General features: G+C 70.5%; 16 protein-coding genes. 7 read left to right on the plus strand and 9 right to left on the minus strand.

Features of this window, described 5'->3' with window-relative positions:
• The first annotated feature begins 57 nt into the window (after positions 1 to 57).
• Positions 58 to 669, plus strand: a complete 612-nt coding sequence (locus JHW38_RS07455) for a glycoside hydrolase family 19 protein (protein ID WP_207525340.1) — start codon at positions 58 to 60, stop codon at positions 667 to 669.
• A gap of 15 nt (positions 670 to 684) precedes the next feature.
• On the opposite strand, the gene JHW38_RS07460 is transcribed toward JHW38_RS07455, so the two are convergent.
• From JHW38_RS07460 to rnr, 4 genes are all read right to left on the minus strand, one after another.
• The gene (locus JHW38_RS07460) at positions 685 to 1,131 is read right to left on the minus strand and encodes a GNAT family N-acetyltransferase (RefSeq protein WP_207525341.1); all 447 of its coding nucleotides are present in this window, start codon (positions 1,129 to 1,131) and stop codon (positions 685 to 687) included.
• Positions 1,132 to 1,221: 90 nt separating this feature from the next.
• Positions 1,222 to 1,533 carry a quaternary ammonium compound efflux SMR transporter SugE gene (gene sugE / locus JHW38_RS07465; RefSeq protein WP_207525342.1) on the minus strand — a complete coding sequence of 104 codons (312 nt, stop codon included), beginning with the start codon at positions 1,531 to 1,533 and terminating at the stop codon, positions 1,222 to 1,224.
• Positions 1,534 to 1,802: 269 nt separating this feature from the next.
• Positions 1,803 to 2,558 carry a 23S rRNA (guanosine(2251)-2'-O)-methyltransferase RlmB gene (rlmB, locus tag JHW38_RS07470; protein WP_207525343.1) on the minus strand — a complete coding sequence of 252 codons (756 nt, stop codon included), beginning with the start codon at positions 2,556 to 2,558 and terminating at the stop codon, positions 1,803 to 1,805.
• 266 nt (positions 2,559 to 2,824) lie between these two features.
• Positions 2,825 to 5,320, minus strand: coding sequence for a ribonuclease R (gene rnr / locus JHW38_RS07475; RefSeq protein ID WP_207525344.1), 2,496 nt, complete (start codon positions 5,318 to 5,320; stop codon positions 2,825 to 2,827).
• A gap of 462 nt (positions 5,321 to 5,782) precedes the next feature.
• On the opposite strand from rnr, the gene JHW38_RS07480 reads away from it, so the two are divergent.
• From JHW38_RS07480 to JHW38_RS07490, 3 genes are all read left to right on the plus strand, one after another.
• Positions 5,783 to 7,159, plus strand: coding sequence for a trypsin-like serine peptidase (locus JHW38_RS07480; RefSeq protein ID WP_207525345.1), 1,377 nt, complete (start codon positions 5,783 to 5,785; stop codon positions 7,157 to 7,159).
• Between the two features lie 239 nt (positions 7,160 to 7,398).
• Positions 7,399 to 8,016: a CGNR zinc finger domain-containing protein gene (locus JHW38_RS07485; RefSeq protein ID WP_207525346.1), complete on the plus strand. Its 618-nt coding sequence runs from the start codon at positions 7,399 to 7,401 to the stop codon at positions 8,014 to 8,016.
• Positions 8,017 to 8,156: 140 nt separating this feature from the next.
• Positions 8,157 to 9,104 carry a PD40 domain-containing protein gene (locus JHW38_RS07490; protein WP_207525347.1) on the plus strand — a complete coding sequence of 316 codons (948 nt, stop codon included), beginning with the start codon at positions 8,157 to 8,159 and terminating at the stop codon, positions 9,102 to 9,104.
• A gap of 17 nt (positions 9,105 to 9,121) precedes the next feature.
• Here the strand turns inward: JHW38_RS07490 and JHW38_RS07495 are convergent, their stop codons facing one another.
• Positions 9,122 to 9,640 (minus strand): hypothetical protein, encoded by a 519-nt coding sequence (locus tag JHW38_RS07495; RefSeq protein WP_207525348.1) that lies wholly within the window; start codon positions 9,638 to 9,640, stop codon positions 9,122 to 9,124.
• Between the two features lie 28 nt (positions 9,641 to 9,668).
• Positions 9,669 to 11,495 carry a monovalent cation:proton antiporter-2 (CPA2) family protein gene (locus JHW38_RS07500; RefSeq protein WP_207525349.1) on the minus strand — a complete coding sequence of 609 codons (1,827 nt, stop codon included), beginning with the start codon at positions 11,493 to 11,495 and terminating at the stop codon, positions 9,669 to 9,671.
• A 178-nt stretch (positions 11,496 to 11,673) separates the two neighbouring features.
• Between JHW38_RS07500 and JHW38_RS07505 the strand changes: the two genes are divergently transcribed.
• The 3 genes from JHW38_RS07505 to JHW38_RS07515 all read left to right on the plus strand — a co-directional run bounded on the left by JHW38_RS07505 (position 11,674) and on the right by JHW38_RS07515 (position 14,828).
• Positions 11,674 to 12,879 carry a YfaP family protein gene (locus JHW38_RS07505; RefSeq protein WP_207525350.1) on the plus strand — a complete coding sequence of 402 codons (1,206 nt, stop codon included), beginning with the start codon at positions 11,674 to 11,676 and terminating at the stop codon, positions 12,877 to 12,879.
• A gap of 58 nt (positions 12,880 to 12,937) precedes the next feature.
• On the plus strand, positions 12,938 to 14,215 hold the full coding sequence (locus tag JHW38_RS07510; RefSeq protein WP_207525351.1) for a polysaccharide deacetylase family protein: 1,278 nt from the start codon (positions 12,938 to 12,940) through the stop codon (positions 14,213 to 14,215).
• A gap of 139 nt (positions 14,216 to 14,354) precedes the next feature.
• Positions 14,355 to 14,828, plus strand: a complete 474-nt coding sequence (locus tag JHW38_RS07515; protein ID WP_207525352.1) for a hypothetical protein — start codon at positions 14,355 to 14,357, stop codon at positions 14,826 to 14,828.
• Positions 14,829 to 14,879: 51 nt separating this feature from the next.
• Here JHW38_RS07515 and asnB read toward each other — a convergent pair whose 3' ends face one another.
• The 3 genes from asnB to JHW38_RS25895 form a co-directional block, all read right to left on the minus strand.
• Positions 14,880 to 16,565, minus strand: coding sequence for an asparagine synthase B (gene asnB, locus JHW38_RS07520; protein ID WP_207525353.1), 1,686 nt, complete (start codon positions 16,563 to 16,565; stop codon positions 14,880 to 14,882).
• 114 nt (positions 16,566 to 16,679) lie between these two features.
• Positions 16,680 to 16,811 (minus strand): hypothetical protein, encoded by a 132-nt coding sequence (locus JHW38_RS25680; protein ID WP_278249807.1) that lies wholly within the window; start codon positions 16,809 to 16,811, stop codon positions 16,680 to 16,682.
• Entirely contained in the window at positions 16,808 to 17,056 is a 249-nt protein-coding gene (locus tag JHW38_RS25895) for a DUF6053 domain-containing protein (protein WP_428995289.1), read from the minus strand. Before JHW38_RS25895 ends, JHW38_RS25680 begins: the two co-directional genes overlap by 4 nt.
• Positions 17,057 to 17,102: the final 46 nt, after the last annotated feature.

Below are 17,102 nucleotides of genomic sequence, written 5' to 3' on the forward strand. Positions count from 1 at the left end.
TGCGCGGCCCCCGCTGCGCGCGGCGCCATCGCCGCGATCCACGGATGGGAGGACAGGATGTTCGCTTTCGACGACGAACAGTTTCTCGACGGCTACCGCAAACGCTTCGGCCCGCTGCGCGACGATCTCGCCCAGGCGCTGCGTTTTCTGATCGGCCGGATCGAGCAGGACGCCAGCTTCAGCGCCAATCCGGTGCACCGCTACCAGATCGCGTATTGCCTGGCGACGTTCAAGTGGGAAACCGCGCACACGCTGCGGCCGATCGACGAGTTCGGCAGCGACGAGCGCTTCGAAAAGCTGTACGGCCCCGACACCCGCATCGGCAAGGCGCTCGGCAACACCAAGCGCGGCGACGGCGCGCGCTTCCACGGCCGCGGCTATGTGCAGCTGACCGGGCGCACCAACTACGACCGCGCCGGCAAGTTCCTCGGCGTGGACCTGCTCAACAAGCCCGACGACGCGAAGAAACCCGAGATCGCCTACGCCATCGCCATGCAGGGCATGAAGCAGGGCTGGTTCACCGGCAAGAAGCTCGACAACTACTTCAAGCCGGGGCAGTTGCCGAACTACGAAGAAGCGCGGCGGATCATCAACGGCCAGGACAAGGCGCAGACCATCGCCGACATCGCCCGGCGCTTCGACGAGTTGCTGGTCAACGCGCTGGAGTGAGGCGCGCGCGTCGGCTCAGCCGGACGCGTCGCGCGGCAGCGCCATGTGGATCAGCGGAAACGGACGGCCCTGCCCGTCCAGCGGCGAGCGGCCGGTGTCGAGGAAGCCGTAGCGCCGGTAGAAGCCGTGCGCCTGCGGGTTGTGCTCGTTGACGTCGACCGTCAGCGCGCCGCGCAGGCCGCGCGCGTGGTCGAGCAGGCGCGTGCCGATGCCCTGGCCGCGGCGCGCGGGCTCCAGAAACAGCATTTCCACCTGCGCGTCGGCCAGGCCGATGAAACCGGCCAGGCCTTCGGCGTCTTCGTAGATCCAGATGTCGACCGCATCGAAGTAAATGTCGCGCACTTGCGGGCGCAGCTCGGCGATGTCGGCTTCGCTGAGGAAGTCGTGGGTGGCGCGCACCGAGCGCTCCCACAGTTCGAGCAGCTGCGGATGGTCGGCGGCTTGGCGTTCGCGGATCGGCATGGCGGTTTCTTCCCTGGAAACGAGCGCGGCGCCGCAGTGCGGCGCCGCGGGTAGCGATGATGCCGGCGCGCGGGCGAAGCCGCCAGCGGCTCAGGCCAGTTTGAGGCCGACCAGTCCGGCGACGATCAGCACGATGCTGGCGATGCGCAGCGCAGTGGCCGGTTCGTTGAACAAGACCATGCCGAGGATGACGGTGCCGACCGCGCCGATGCCGACCCAGATCGCGTAAGCCGTGCCGACCGGCAGCGACTTCATCGCCAGACCGAGCAGGCCGACGCTGATGACCATCGACACGACGGTGCCGACCGACGGCCACAGGCGGGTGAAGCCTTCAGTGTATTTGAGGCCGATGGCCCAGCCGATTTCGAACAGGCCGGCGAAGACGAGAAGAACCCAAGGCATGATGCAGCTCCCATGATCGATGGGGCCGTCCCCGCGTGTAACGCGCGCCGTCGAGAAGCGGATCGGGCTGCGCGGACCCGGGCCGTCCCGGGTCGGTCGCGGCGAATTATATCGGCGCGGTCGGCGCTGGGGCCGTGGCGCGGGTCTCGGGGTCAGCCGGGGGTTACATAGGTCTTTGCGGCTTCACAGCAGCGTGGGATCGCTGTGTCGGAGCGGAACGCGTCGCGACTGAAGTCCCGACGCGTTGCGGCCAAACAGCCGCGCCCCGCTCAGCCGCGCTGACGCACCGCTTCGAACAAGGTCACGCCGGCCGCGACCGACACGTTCAGGCTTTCCACGCCGCCGGCCGCATCGCCGCCGGGCATCGGAATCTTGACCAGTTGGTCGCAGGTCTCGCGGGTCAGCCGGCGCAGGCCGTCGGCTTCGCCGCCGAGCGCCAGCGCGACGTTGCCGCGCAGGTCCAGCGCGTAAAGCGAGGTCTCGGCCTCGCCGGCCAGGCCGTAGATCCACACGCCGAGCTTCTGCAGGTCGCGCAGGGCGCGGGCCAGGTTGGTCACCGGGATCACCGGCACGCTGTCGGCGGCGCCGGCCGAGGTCTTGCGCACGGTGGCGTTGACCTGCACCGCCTTGTCCTTGGGGATGATGACCGCGGTCGCGCCGGCCGCGGCCGCGCTGCGCAGGCAGGCGCCGAGGTTGTGCGGGTCCTGCACGCCGTCGAGGATCAGCACCAGGGCGCGGCCTTCGGCGGCCTCGATCAGGCCTTCGAGTTCGTTCTCGCTCCAGGTCTTGGCCGCGGCGTAGCGCGCGACCACGCCCTGGTGGCGCAAGTTGCCGACCACGCCTTCCAGCGCCTGGCTCGCGACCCGGCGCACGTCGATGTCGGCGCGGCGCGCGGCGGTCTCGATCTCGGTCAGGCGCGGGTTCTTGGCGCCGGCTTCGATCAGCACTTCGCGCACGTTGGCGGCGTCGTGCTCGATCGAGGCGGAGACGGCGTTGATGCCGGCGATCCATTGTTTCTGGCTCATGGGTGGTCCGTGTGGGCTGGGTGGCCCGGTGAGGCGTGGGGCGGGAATTCTACGCCATGGGGCCGCCGAAGCCCCGACCGCCCCTGTAGGAGCGGCGCGAGCCGCGACCAACCGAAGCGATCGATACCACAACTCCCGCCGGAGCCCGAGCAAGCGGGCTACGGCAGCAGTCCGCCGATTGTCTGGGCTTCGGCTACTGCACTGACGTCAATCTTTTCGGTTGGTCGCGGCTCGCGCCGCTCCTACAGGGGGCTACCGGGGCCGCGTCAGTACTTTTGTTTGGTCCGCTTGGCCGGTTGGCCGCGCGGCGGCAGCGGCTTGGCGCCGCGCTCCTCGTCGACCAGCTTGAAGTCGATCTTGCGGTCCTCGACGCTGGCCTTGAGCACGACGATGCGCACCTTGTCGCCGAGCCGGTATTCGCGGCCGGTGCGTTCGCCCGACAAGGTCTTGCGGATCGGGTCGAAGTGGTAATAGTCGTGCGGCAGCTGGGTCACGTGGACCAGTCCGTTGACCTTGGAACCGTCGAGTTCGATGAACAGGCCGAAGCTGGTGACGCCGCTGATGACGCCGTCGAACTGGCCGCCGACGTGCTGTTCCATCCATGCCGCACGGTAGCGCTCGTCGACCTCGCGCTCGGCCTCGTCGGCGCGGCGCTCGCGTTCGGAGCATTGCAGCGCCAGCGCCGCCATCTGCCTCGGCGAGTACAGGTACGCCGACGGTTTGGCGCCGCTGAGCGCGTGCTTGATCGCGCGGTGCACCAGCAGGTCGGGATAGCGCCGGATCGGCGAAGTGAAGTGGGCGTAGGCGTGCAGCGCCAGGCCGAAGTGGCCGGTGTTCTCCGGCGAATACACCGCCAGGCTCTGGCTGCGCAGCAGCACCGATTCCAGCAAAGCCGCGTCGGGCCGGTCGCGGATCTTCTTCAGCAGGTGGGTGAAGTCGCGCGGCTCGACCTGGTTCCAGGCCGGCATGCGCAGCTTGAATTCCTTGAGGAACTCCTGCAGGTCGGCGTACTTCTGCTCCGGCGGCCGCTCGTGGTCGCGGTACGGCGCCGGAACCTGCTGCTCCATGAGGTACTTCGCGGCCTCGACGTTCGCCGCGATCATGCATTCCTCGATCAGCTTGTGCGCGTCGTTGCGCTGGAGCATGCCGGCCTGCACGACCTCGCCGTCCTTGCCGATGACGAAACGCACCTCGCTGGATTCGAACTCGATCGCGCCGCGCTGCTGGCGCGCCTTGACCAGCACCTGGAACAGCTGGTGCAGGCGCTGGATGTTCGGCAGCAGCGAACCGATCTGCGCCAGCGCTTCGGCCTTGGCTTCTTCGGGCACGTCGCCGACCGCGTTCCAGACCGTGGTGTAGGTCAGGCGCGCATGCGAATTCATCACCGCTTCGTAGAACTTCGAACCGGTCACCTCGCCGTGGTGATCGATCTGCATGTCGCAGACGAAACACAGGCGGTCGACCTTCGGGTTCAGCGAACAAATGCCGTTGGACAGCGTCTCCGGCAGCATCGGCACGACGAAGCCGGGGAAGTAGACCGAGGTCGCGCGCTTCTGCGCTTCGTCGTCCAGCGGCGTGCCGGGACGGACGTAATGCGAGACGTCGGCGATCGCGACGACGAGGCGGAAGCCTTTGCGGTTGCTCTCGCAATAGACCGCGTCGTCGAAGTCCTTGGCGTCTTCGCCGTCGATGGTCACCAGCGGCATCGCGCGCAGGTCGACGCGCTGCGCGGCGACCGCTGCGGGCACCGTCAGCGGCACCGCCGAGGCTTCGTCGAGCACCTCTTGCGGGAACACATCGGGAATTTCGTGGCCGTGGATCGCGGCCTGCACCGCCAGCGACGCGGTGAGCTTTTCGCCGAGCACCGCCAGCACCCGGCCGATCGGCGGGCGGTGGTGGTCCGGCGCCTGCACCAGCTCGCAGACCACCAACTGGCCGTTCTGCGCGTCCATGCGCGCGTCCGGCGGAATCTGCACGTTGCGCTGGATGCGGCGGTCGTCGGGCACCACGTAGCTGATGCCCTGCTCGAGGGTGAAGCGGCCGATCAAACGGTTGAGCCGGCGTTCGAGCACTTCCACGATCGCGCCTTCGCGGCGGCCGCGGCGGTCGACGCCGGTGACGCTGGCGAGCACGCGGTCGCCGTGCATGGCCTTGCGCATTTCGAACGGCGGCAGGAACAGGTCGTCGCCGCCGCCGGATTCCGGGCGCAGGAAGCCGAAGCCGTCGGGATTGGCGATGACCACGCCCGGGATCAGGTCCATCTGCGCGGCCGGGGCGAATTCGCCCTTGCGGTTCAGCAGCAGTTGGCCGTCGCGCAGCATCGCCGCCAGGCGCTTGCCGAGCGCGTCGGCGCGGTCGGGGTCGGTCAGTTCCAGGCGATGGCCGAGTTCCTCGGCGCGCATCGGGCCGTCGGCGCCGCTGAGGGTCTGCAGGATCAGCTCGCGGCTGGCGATGGGCTGGGCGTAGCGGGCGGCTTCGCGCTCGGCGTGCGGGTCCTGGTAGGCCGCCGCAACCGCCGCTGCGGCGGCCGCGGACGGCTTGCCGGGGGCGCCGGGCGATCCGGAGCGGGGAGCAGCGCCGGCCGGCGCGGGCTTGGCCTTGCCGCGCGGGCCCTTGGCCGGGCCGTGCTGGAGGTTGTCGGGCAGCCAGGCCGGGCGCGGCGCCGGGGCCTTGCGGCCGCCTTTCTTGCCGGCCGGGGCGGCGGTGGAGGCGGAGGAGCCGGTGTTTCCGGTCTTGTTGTTCTTAGTCGTTTTTTTGGTCATGACCGTTATGGTCTCACATCGCCATGAAAGCGGCGTCTGGACGGCACGGCGCGGCCGCTCGCGGTGCGCAGGGGCGCTGGCCGCCGCTCGCGGCGCGCATGCGGCAACCGCCGCCGGCGCGATCGGCATCCACCGAACCGGCCGCGCCGACCCGCGCGACGCAAGCCCGCATCGCGCGAACGCACTCTCGCGATGCGCGGCCGCGAACTGCGACGCGGCGCATCCGCGCGCGCCGATCGGCGCTTCGCGCGCATCGCGTACCGATCCGCGCATTTGTGATCGCATCCGCGCTTGCCCGCGACGGTTTCGCATGCAACGGCTTGTACTTGCGGCTCTTCCGAGAAGCCCGCCCGACCGCACAAAACGCCCGCCGTGCGCGGCTTAGGTTGCAGTCGTCCGCATCGACGCGGGCGCCGCGGCGCGATGCCGCCTCCCATTGCCACTCCGACAAGGAAACGCACGATGATCCGCAAGAATGCGCTGTGCCTGGCGCTCGTCGCCGGGCTGTCCGCTGTTTGCTCTGTTGCTTCCGCCAAATCGCCGGTCGCCGAAATGGATTCGGCGCCGGTCGTCGGCGCGCCCTCGGCCGGCGCCATGGGCGCTGCCGAATTCGCGTCCAGCGCCAAGGCCAGCGTGCCGCGCGTGGTCAGCCTGGGCCAGCCGACCAGCCTGGACGCGTCCGCGCTGAAAGACCGCCGCGTCGCCCAGGACAAGCACGGCCAGCCGCTGGAAATTGGCTTCGCCCGCAACATCGCGCGCAGCGCGGTGGACCTGAACACCCTGGCATGGCAGCCGCTCGCCGACGGCGGCCGCGCCGCGCGCTTCGAAGTGTCCTCGTCCGGCGCGGTCGCGCTGCGCGCGGGCCTGTCGCTGCGCGGCGCCGGCGCCAAGTCGGCGACGCTGCACTTCGCCGGCAGCGACGGCCGCGTGTTCGCCCAGAGCGGCGCCGACTTCGCCGGCAACGAACTGGGCTGGTCGCCGGTGGTCGAAGGCGACACCCTGACCGTCGAACTGGTGCTGCCCAAGGGCGTCAGCGCCAAGTCGCTGTCGCTGAAGCTGCCGCAGCTTTCGCACCTGGACATCAGCCCGGCCGCGAGCGAGCGCCAGATCCAGGCCAAGATCGGCGAGAGCGATTCGTGCGAGCGCGACATCGTCTGCCGCACCAGCCCGCCGTCGGGCTTCGTCTCCATCGCCAAGTCGGTGGCGCGCATGACCTTCACGACCTCCGGCGGCACCTACCTGTGCACCGGCACCCTGCTCAACAACAACTTCTCGCCGAAGAAGCGGTTGTTCTGGACCGCCGCGCACTGCATCAGCACCCAGACCGTCGCCAACACCCTGCAGACCTACTGGTTCTACGACGCCACCACCTGCAACGGCAGCGTCGTCAATCCGGCCTACACCACGCTGAGCGGCGGCGCGTTCCTGCGCCACGCCAACACCACCCGCGACACTTCGCTGCTGGAACTCAAGACCGCGCCGCCGGCGGGCGCCGTGTACGCCGGCTGGTCGAGCGCGGCGATCGCCGCGACCGGCACCGCCATCGAAGGCATCCACCATCCGGCCGGCGACGTGAAGAAGTACTCGCTGGGTTCGGTGACCGGCCTGTCGACCTCGATCGACGGCAAGTCGCCGCTGTACCGCGTGGTCTGGAACACCGGCGTGACCGAAGGCGGCTCCTCGGGCTCGGGCCTGTTCACCGTGACCAGCAGCGGCGGCTACCAGCTGCGCGGCGGCCTGTACGGCGGGCTGTCGTACTGCAGCGCGCCGCGCGATCCGGATTACTACTCGCGCTTCGCCGATATCTATTCGAGCGTGTCGCAGTATTTCAATCCGTAAGCGTTTGGTTTTCGCAAACGCCGGCTGTCGCCTTGTGCGATGGCCGGCGTTTTGCTTTTGCGCGACGGTGTGGATCGTGAGCGCGGCATCGGGGTGACGGCGCGAACGGGAGAGGACGCAGTCGCGACTCGCGTCGCTCCTGCAGGGGCCAGGGACCGTTCGTCGCAAACCCTTTATCGCGTTATTGCAGGTTAGGTGGATTTGGCCTAGCCTGCCCTCGGCAATCCGAAGGGCTACGCATGCGGCTGGAACACCACGAATTCCGCGATATGGACCTGGTCGGCGGCGATCCCGCGCTGGACCTGGTCAATACCGTGACCGCGCGCGACACCCAGCCGCGCGACTGGCTCGACGACTACCCCGCCCTGCTGCGCTGGGCGCGCAAGGCATCGCTGTTGGCCGACCAAGACGCCGAAGCGCTCGCGGCTCAGGCGCAGGCCGCGCCGGTCAAGGCCGCCGCGGCGTTGGCTCGCTGCAAGCAATTGCGCGAGGCCTTGTGCGCGGCGCTGTATGCGCTGGCCGCCGGCGCGGAGCCGGCGGACGCCGAGCTGGAGACGCTGGATCAGGCGCGTCTGGCCGCGTCGCGCGCGGCGCGGCTGGTGTCGCGCGGCGGACGCCTGCAAACGCAGTGGTCGGTCGAAGGCTCCGGGCTGGACCTGGTCGCGCACACGGTCACCGCCTACGCCATCGAGTTGCTCAGGGACGCGCGCCTCGACCGGCTGCGCGTGTGCGACGGCCGCGATTGCGGCTGGGTGTTCGTCGATACGTCCAAGAGCGGCCGGCGGCGCTGGTGCGACATGGCGACCTGCGGCAACGTCGCCAAGGCCAAGCGCTTCAGCGCGCGCCACAAGCATTGAACCGTCGCGGCGCGCGCGCCGCGACTCGCCGCTTCGACCAGCCGCCACTCGACCAGCCGCGGCTTCGACCCGCCGCAGCTTCGAACGCCCACCGCCGCGAACGACCGCTGCTGCGACCGCCACCGTTGCCGGAGACGCCGATGCTTCGCCTGCTCCAACGCTTGCGCACGCCCATCCCGGCCGAATCACCCGCGCGTTGGCTGCCGACGGCGATGCTCGCGGCCGCGTGCGCCAGCGCCTGCGCGCTGGCATATACGCGCGAACCCGCCACTGCGCCGGCGGAGGCGCAGCGCTGGGCGCCGGCCGGCATCGCCAGCAATCAATACGAATCCTCGCCGACGTTCTCGCCCGACGGCCGCGAGCTCTACTTCATGCGCAGCGACCGCAACTTCGCCCACTGGCGGATCCTGCAGTCGCGCTGCACCGATGCCGGCTGGTCGCCGCCGCAGCCGCCCGCCTTCGCCGCCGCGCGGCCCGGACTCGATGCCGATCCGTTCGTAAGCGCCGACGGCCGGCGCCTGTATTTCGTCTCCGCGCGCCACGATCCCAAAGGCGAGGACCTCGACATCTACTACGTCGAGCGCGGCGCCGACGGCGGCTGGGGCGCGCCGGTGCGGCTGCCGGCGCCGGTCAATTCGCCGGCCTCGGAACTGCTGCCGCGCACGCTGCCGGGCGGCGGCCTGCTGTTCGGTTCGGCGCGCGCGGGCGGGCTCGGCCAGGGCGATGTGTATCGCGCCGAGCCGCAAGCCGACGGCCGTTGGCGGGTGCGCAACCTCGGCGCGCCGGTCAGCAGCGCGGCCAACGAATACGAAGCGGAAATGTCGCGCGACGGGCGCGAGCTGATCGCGGTCGCCGACCGCGGCGTGCGCTCGCATCTGTACCGCTATCGGCTGGAACGCGGCCGCTGGCGCGAGCTCGGCCAGATCGCCGCGCGCGCAGACGTGTTCCAGGTCGGCCCGCTGCTGTCGCCGCGCGGCGACCGGCTGCTGTTCGCGCAGGCCGACGGCGAGCGCTCCGGCGAGTTCTTCGTGATCGACCTCAAGCCCGGCGCAGACCGCAGCTGGCCGCCCGCTTGCCCGACCCGCTGAGCGGCGCCGGCCGCAGTCTATTTAGGCAACCAGACCAGCACGCTGCCGACGATGCCGCCGATGGTCGCGATCCCGCCCAACACCAACGCGACCACCCGCACCGCGATGCCCGCGCCGACCGGCCGCTGCACCACGATCCATGCGCGCTGCTGCGCCTCGGCCGACATGCCTTCCACGCTCAGGCTCAGCTCGCCATCGCACGCGAGCTCGAACCAGCCGGTGGAAATCCGGGTCGAGCCGTCCATGCCGCTGGTCTTGGTGCGGCTGAGCACTTTGCGGTGCACCACGACCGGCGCGCCGCCGGCGTCGTGCAGCGCGTAGCGCACGCCGAGGAAATCGGCGCTGAAGGTGCGCCCCTCCACGCACAGGTCGTAACGGCCGGCGGGAACGCTGAGGCGCTCGCCGCTGCGGGCCGGCACGCGCGCGACGACGGCTTTGTCGATCAGCCGCATCAGCGACGGAACGACGCGTCCCAGCACGATCAGCCCGGCCACGAACGCCAGCGGCAACAACACGTTCCAGACGCTGAAATTCATCGCCCGTCGCCTCCCGGCCGCACGCGGCTCACGCGGAAATGCCCGGCACGTGTTCTTCTTCGTTCTCGGGCCTGGCCTGGCGCGGCTTCGGCGCGATCAGCGGCGTCTGCTGCATGTTGCCGTACAGCAGCGACACGCCCGCGCGCACGCCGTCGACCAGTTCCAGCTCGAAGCGCTCGGCGTCGCGGCGGCGGATCTCGGCGACGACTTCGGCCGCGTCGTCGGCCGTCACCCCGAGCTCGATCAGCGCCGCCTCGCCGAAGCGCATCGCCGATTCGAAGGTCTCGCGCACCTGCAGGTCGACGCCGGCGTGGACCAGCTCCAACGCGTGCTCGCGGTCGAAGCTGCGCGCCAGCACCCGCGCCTGCGGGAACTCGTGGCGGATCAGCTGGGCGGTGGTGGTCGCCGCGGCGCGGTCGTCGATGCAGATCGCGATCAGTTGCGCGGTCGCCGCGCCGGAGGCGTGCAGCACGTCCAGGCGGGTGCCGTCGCCGTAGTACACCTTGAAGCCGAAGGTCTGCGCGCTTTCGATCATCTCCACGTCGGTGTCGATGATCGCGACCTCGACCCCGCGCGCCAGCAGCGACTGCGACACCACCTGGCCGAAGCGGCCGAAGCCGATCAGCAGCACGCTGCCGCTGAGGCCGTTGGGTTCGTCCACGCCTTCCAGCGACAGCGCGGTCTTCGGCGAAAGCTTGCGCAGGGCGATGATCGCCAGCGGCGTCAGCACCATCGACAGCACCACGATGGCGGTGAGGTTGGCGCCGACCTCGGCCTGGATCAGGCGCGCGTTGACCGCCGCGGAGAACAGCACGAAGGCGAACTCGCCGCCCTGCGCCATCAGCACCGCGCGGTCCAGCGATTCGGTGTGGCAGGACTTCAGCAGCCGCGCGACGATGTAGATGCACAGCGCCTTGACCAGCATCAGCGCGAGCACGCCGCCGACGATCAGCGGCCAGTTCGCCGCGACCACCTTCAGGTCCAGGGACATGCCGACGCTGAGGAAGAACAGGCCGAGCAGGATGCCGCGGAACGGTTCGACGTCGGCTTCGAGTTGGTGGCGGAAGCTCGATTCCGACAGCAGCACGCCGGCCAGGAACGCGCCCATCGCCATCGACAGGCCGCCGACCTGCATCAGCAGCGCTGCGCCGAGCACCACCAGCAGCGCCGCCGCAGTCATCACCTCGCGCGCCTTGGCCGCGGCGAGGATGCGGAACATCGGATTGAGCAGCCACACGCCCGCGCCGATCAGCGCCGCCAGCGAGGCCAGGGCGATGCCGACGTCGGCCCAGCGCGAGTGCGCGGCGGCGGCGGCGGTGGGATCGGGCGGCGCCATCAGCGCCACCAGCGCCAGCAGCGGCACGATCAGCAGGTCTTCGAACAGCAGGATCGAGACGATGCGCTGGCCGCGCGGCAGCGCCAGGTCGCCGCGTTCGCCGAGGATCTGCATGACGATGGCGGTCGAGGTCAGCACGAAGCCCATCGCGCCGATGAAGGCGACCACCGGCGGGAAGCCGAACAGCAGGCCGACCCCGGTCATCGCGGTCGAGCACAGCGCGATCTGCGCGGTGCCGAGGCCGAAGATCTCGCGGCGCAGGCTCCACAGGTGCGAAGGCCGCATTTCCAGGCCGATGATGAACAAGAACATCACCACGCCGAGCTCGGCCACGTGCAGGATCGCCTGCGGGTCGGCGAAGAAGCCGAGCCCGAACGGGCCGATCAACAGGCCCGCGGCGAGATAGCCCAGCACCGAGCCCAGGCCGATGCGCTTGAAGATCGGAACCGCGATCACGCCGGCCGCCAACAGCACCACCACGTTGACCAACTCGCTGCCGCCTTGCGCTTCGGCCGCCATCGCACTCTCCCTTACCGCGCCGCCGGCGCCTGGTTCATTGAAGCCTGATTCGTAGGTCGCGGTTCGGACACATCGGTCCGCACGGCCGGCCGCGACGCCGGGGCCACAGCCTAGCAGGCGCGGGCGCACGGCGATGCGCAGGCGCGGCCGCGCGCGGCCTTGCTTTATCATCCGCGCGATGCGCCCGCGCACCGCCCTCTCCCTTCGATTTTCCCCGCTGCGCCGCACCCTCGCGGCGGCCGCCGCTTTGGCCTGCCTCGCGCCGGGCTCGGCCTGCGCGGCCGAACCCGGCGACGGTGCGGTCGTCGTGCTCAGCGCCACCGTCGCCGACCAGCGCATCGAAGGCGCGAGCGTGGAGCTGCGCCGCGACGGCCTGCCGACGCTGGCCGCGAGCAGCGACGCGCAAGGCCGCGCCGGGCTCGATCCGGCCGCCTTGGCCGATCCGGCCGCGCGCCTGAGCATCCGCAAGCCCGGCTACGCCGAGTTGCTGGCGCAATGCCCGTGCAGCGACCGCCGCTACGCGCTGAGCCCGGCGCTGGCCAGCCTCGACGGCTTGCGCGTGGTGCTGAGCTGGGACGCGCCCGGCGTCGATCTCGACGCGCACCTGAGCTTCCCCGGCAACCACGTCTACTTCCAGCGCCCGCGCGGCGCCGACGCGCGCCTGGACCTCGACGCGGCCGACCGTCGCCGCCCCGAGACCGTCACCATCGCCCGCCGCCGCGCCGGCGCGGCCTACACCTACGCCGTGCACGACTTCGGCCATCGCCAGCAGCCCGAGGCCGACGCGCTGGCGCGCAGCGGCGCCAAGGTCTACGTCTACGTCGGCCAGTCGCTGGTGCGCACCTACGCGGCGCCGGTGCAGGCCGGCAACGTCTGGACGGTGTTCCGCATCAACGGCGAAGGCCGCTTCGAGGAGATCGACCGCATCGCCGCCAGCCGCGCCGGCGCCGACGCGCTCGGCGCCGAATTGGCGCGCGCGCCGGGCCAAGCCGCACCGCCGGCCGCGGTCGCCGGCGAGGACGCGGCCGCGGCCAACCAACGCGGCGAGACGGCGTACCGCAGCGGCGACCTGCCCGGCGCCATCGCCGCCTACCAACAAGCGATTGAGTTGAATCCCAACTACGCGCTGGCCTTCAGCAACCTCGGCCTGGCGTATGTGCGCAAGGGCCGCGCCGCCGAGGCGATCTGGGCCTCGCGCCGCGCCATCGCCCTGGCCAAGGGCGCGGGCGCGGCGACCATCCGCGCCGGCGCGTACTACAACATCGGCAAGCTGTACGAGCTCGACGGTCAGTACGAGCGGGCGATGTCGAACTATCTGGCGGCGCGGCGCGAGAAATCGGACAAGAGCTACGACGAGGCGCTGCAGCGGGTCAGCGGCTACTGAAGCCGCCGACGCCGCGGCGGCGCGCGAACGCACGAATCGAACAGGCGCAAGGACGATCATGGAACCGATGCAATCCAGCGAACCGGCGCAACGCAGCGTTGCTTCGCGGCCGGCGCCCGCGGCGGCGCACGCCGGCCATCGCGCGCCGCCGCGCATCGCGACGCCGGCGCTCGCGCCCGGCGCCCGCCTGCGCGCGGGCGCCGGCCTCGCTGCGGCATGCGCGCTGCTGGTCGCCGGGCTGCTCGCCGCCGCGCCGCTGCGCGCCGCCGGCCCGGCCGAGATCGCCAGCGCCGACCGCGCCGCGTGGCCGCAGCCGATCGATACGCCGGCCGCGTTCGACCGCGCTTCGCGCGCCGAAATCCTCGCCTTCGCCCACGAGCTGGCCGGCTCGGAACCGCTCGACGACGCGGCCCTGGCCCAGCGCCTGCGGCTCAGGCAGGTCGACCGCGCCAGCGTCGACAAGATCCGCGCGCGCCTGTGGCAGCGCCTGGCCGACAACTACCGCCTGGCCTCGCGCGCCTGCGCGCCGCGCGAACCGTTCTGCGCGCCGGCCGGCGACGCCGCCGCGCTGCGCGCGCTGGCCGCCGGCTTCGACGCCGCGCCGGCGCCGGCCTATGCGGCCTGGCGCGCCGACGCGGCACGCTTCCACCGCATCTACCTGGACGAACAGCTGCGCCTGGCCGCGCTGTTCCCGCGCACCAGCAGCGAGATCGACACCTACTCGGCGCAGGAAATCGACGGCAGCGAACTGCCCGACCGCCAGTTCCTGCTGACCTTCGACGACGGCCCGAGCGCGCCCGGCGGCAACACCGACGCGCTGCTGCGCACCCTGCGCGAGCACAAGCTCAACGCGACCTTCTTCGTGCTCGGCCAGCAATTGCAGCCGCGGATGAAATCCGAAGCGCCGGCCAAGACCTACGCCGGCATGTGCGTGGCCTCGCACGGCTGGGAACACCAATCGCATTCGCGCTGGCCGCAATGGCAGGACTCGGTGATCCGCAGCAGCGCGCTGGTGCGCGAACAGACCGGCGCGCTGTACCGCCCGCTGTTCCGTCCGCCCTACGGCCAGCGCCGCGCCGACAGCGGCGCATTCTTCCGCGAACAAGGGCTGCGCGTGGTCTTGTGGACCATCGACTCGCAGGACTGGAACGCCAAGGTCGACGCCGGCCAAGTGCAGGGCCGCTTGCTGAGCCTGATGCTGTTGTGGCGGCACGGCACGATCCTGTTCCACGACATCCACGACAAGGCCCGCGTGGCGTTGCCGTGGGTGCTGCGGCAGACCCGCGGCGCGGGGGTGCAGTGGCTGGATTGCCGGCGTTATCCATTGCCGCAGTAAGCGGCGCGGACTGAGCCGGTCGGCCCGGGTTTTACGAGTGAGGTAGTGGCGCCGCGCCCTATGCGGCGCCTGTTCCGCGATCGACCGCCGCGCAGCCGGCGGCCGGGCGCGGGCCGATCATCACTACCAGGAACCTCCCATGCGCCTCACCCGCACTCTTCCCCTGTTCCTCGCGATCCTGGCCGCCGCGCCGTCGGTTGCGCTCGCATCGCCGCCGCCGAGCGACTGGCAGAACGCGCCGCTGTGCAACGGCAAATACAGCGCGCAGATGAAGCACACCTTCTATGAAACCGCGACCACCGCCGGCGTGCGCAGCGAGGCCGGGGTCGCACGCAACCCGTTCGCTCACGGCTCGTTCCCGAATCCGACCTATTACCTGGTCGAAGCCGAAGTCTCCAGCCGCAGCGACGTGCACCCGAACTGGACCAGCGACAGCCGCGAGCGCGACGGTTACGACAGCTACACGGACGAGCCGGCGCAGGTCGGCACGGTCGTGTTCAAGAACGCCGGCTGCAAGCTGGTCGGCACCGCCCGGGTCACCGTGCAGTGCCCGGGCAGCGCGGCCCTGGAAACCAAGACCTTCACCCGCAGTTGGGACGGTTGCGGCCTGTAAGCCGGGATTCGCGCGGGCGCCGCCGGCTGCGGCGGCGCCCCGACGCAGAGCTCAGGCCAACGCCGCCTGATGCACCCCCGCGACCGCGCGCCCCGACGGATCGGCCGCGTTGGCGAACGCCGCGTCCCAGGCGATCGCCGCCGGCGAGGAACAGGCGATCGACTTGCCGCCCGGCACGGTGTTGGCGCAGGCATCGCCCGGGAAATGGCGCTCGAAGATGCTTCGGTAGTAATACGCTTCCTTGGTCTGCGGGGTGTTGATCGGGAAGCGCACCGCCGCCGCGGCCAGTTCGCGGTCGCTGACGTGGGCCTCGGCATGCGCCTTGAGCCCGTCGATCCAGCCGTAGCCGACGCCGTCGCTGAACTGCTCCTTCTGCCGCCACAGGATCGAATCGGGCAGATAGCCTTCGAAGGCTTCGCGCAGCACCGATTTCTCGATCTTGCCGGCGGCCTTGTCGATCATCTTGGCCTGCGCGTCGATGCGCATCGCCGCGTCGAGGAACTCCACGTCGAGGAACGGCACCCGCGGCTCCACGCCCCAGGCCATCATCGACTTGTTCGCGCGCAGGCAGTCGAAGCTGTGCAGCGCGTCGAGCTTGCGCACCAGTTCCTCGTGGAATTCGCGCGCGTTCGGCGCCTTGTGGAAGTACAGATAGCCGCCGAAGATTTCGTCGCTGCCTTCGCCCGACAGCACCATCTTGACCCCCATCGCCTTGATCCGCCGCGCCAGCAGGAACATCGGCGTGGACGCGCGGATGGTGGTGACGTCGTAGGTCTCGATGTGGGCGATCACGTCCGGCAGCGCGTCCAGGCCTTCCTCGAAGGTGTAGGTGAAGCCGTGGTGCACGGTGCCCAGCGCCTGCGCCGCGATTTCGGCCGCGGCCAGGTCGGGCGATCCGCTCAGGCCGATGGCGAAGGAATGCAGGCGCGGCCACCAGGCTTCGGACTGGTCGTCCTCCTCGATCCGGCGCCGGGCGAAGCGCGCCGCGCACGCGGCGACCAGCGAGGAATCCAGGCCGCCGGACAGCAGCACGCCGTAGGGCACGTCGCTCATCATCTGCCGGTGCACCGCGCGTTCGAAGGCTTCGCGCAGCTCGCGCTTGTCGGCTTCCACGCCGCGCACCGCGTCGTAGTCGCGCCACGGCTTCTGGTAGTACTTCACCGGCGCGCCGACGTCGCTGTCGTAGTAGTGGCCCGGCGGGAACGGCGCGACGTCGTCGCACAACCGCGCCAGCGCCTTCATTTCCGAGGCCACCCACAAACGGCCGTCGGCGTCGTGGCCCCAGTACAGCGGGCACACGCCGATCGGGTCGCGCGCGATCAGGTAACGGCCGCGCGCGCCGTCCCACAAGGCGAAGGCGAAGATGCCGTTGAGCCGGTTCAGCAGTTCGGCCGGCTCCAGCCCTTCGCGGTACAGCGCGTTGACCACTTCGCAATCGGACTTGGTCTGGAACTCGTACGGCCGCGCGAGTTGCTGCTCCAGCTCGCGGTGGTTGTAGATCTCGCCGTTGACCGCCAGCGCCAGTTCGCCGTCGGCCGAACGCAGCGGCTGCGAGCCGCCGGTGGGGTCGACGATGGCCAGGCGCTCGTGCACCAGGATCGCGCGCGGTTCGGCGTGCACGCCGGACCAGTCGGGGCCGCGGTGGCGCTGCCGCGCCGACAGCGACAGCGCCAGGGGCCTGAGCGGGCGCAGGTCGGCGCCGGGTCGCAGGTCGAACAGTCCGAGGATCGAGCACATCGGGGAATCTCCAGAGGGTTTGCAGCGGCGGTTGGGAGTTTTCGGAAGCCAGAAACGAAGAAGCCCGCGCTGGTCGGCGCGGGCTTCGGTGCGAGTTAGCGTGTGTTGCGCGCGCTAATCGCCGGCCCGCGGGAGGCTGGCGTTATTGCGGTTATTGTTGTTGGCGCGCGGGTTGGCCACGGCTGCGCGCGAGCGGCCGGCGAAGGCGGCGCTGCGGATACCGGCGGTGGCGGTGACACAGGTCATGGGCCGATCCTGCTTGAGGATCGGGCCGGATGCAAGCGCCGCCGGTCGAATCGGCGGCAGGCGCTGCGGTTTCGATGCGGTTGTGGGAGCGCGCTCGCGGGTTTCGCGGGAACGCCTGCGGACTTTGTGGAAGGGCCTTCAGGCCCGACGCCGATCTGTTGGATCGCCGCGATCTGAGACAAGAGCATTCTGGCCTGAAGGCCCTCCCGCAAAAGTCCTCGGCGACTCCTTTTCGCCCAAAGCATTCGAAGGCTTGCCCGGAAACGACAGGTCTACAGCCACAGGCCACAC

This window comes from Lysobacter enzymogenes (assembly GCF_017355525.1).
GTDB lineage: Bacteria > Pseudomonadota > Gammaproteobacteria > Xanthomonadales > Xanthomonadaceae > Lysobacter > Lysobacter enzymogenes_C.